Below are 504 nucleotides of genomic sequence, written 5' to 3'. Positions count from 1 at the left end.
ACGATGCTGACCGTGCCCTGGTCCGTGACGGGATTCCCGTCTCCATCAACGATCTCCACGCCATCCAGACTGAAGTTGGCGGGGTTGTCGTTGTGATCCACATCCGTGTCGTCGGCCAGTACGTCAATGGTCAGGGTTTCATTCTCATGGCCTGTGGCGGTATTGGCTGTCGCCACCGGCGCATCGTTAGTGCCGGTCACCGTGATGGTGGCTGTTGACTCAGAGGTAGACCCTTCGTCATCGGACATCACATAGCGGACAGTGACAGTAGCCGTGTCACCACTGGCCAGGCTGTCGAAATCCGTGCCCGGCACAAACTGCAGCTGGTTGTTGGCGATGCTGACCGTGCCCTGACCCGTGACGGGATTCCCGTCTCCATCAACGATCTCCACACTATCCAGACTGAAGTTGGCGGGGTTGTCGTTGTGATCCACATCCGTGTCGTCGGCCAGTACGTCAATGGTCAGGGTTTCATTCTCGTGACCGGTCGTCGTATCAACACTG

General features: G+C 57.9%; 1 protein-coding gene. It reads right to left on the bottom strand.

What is annotated here, in order from left to right:
• A partial coding sequence (locus tag AC27K1_RS21675; protein ID WP_487152878.1) for an Ig-like domain-containing protein occupies positions 1–504 on the bottom strand: 504 nt, incomplete at both ends.

The organism is Kistimonas ophiarachnellae, from assembly GCF_057552235.1.
The sequence above is the reverse complement of the archived record's forward strand: the minus strand, read 5'-3'. Positions and strand labels throughout refer to the sequence as shown.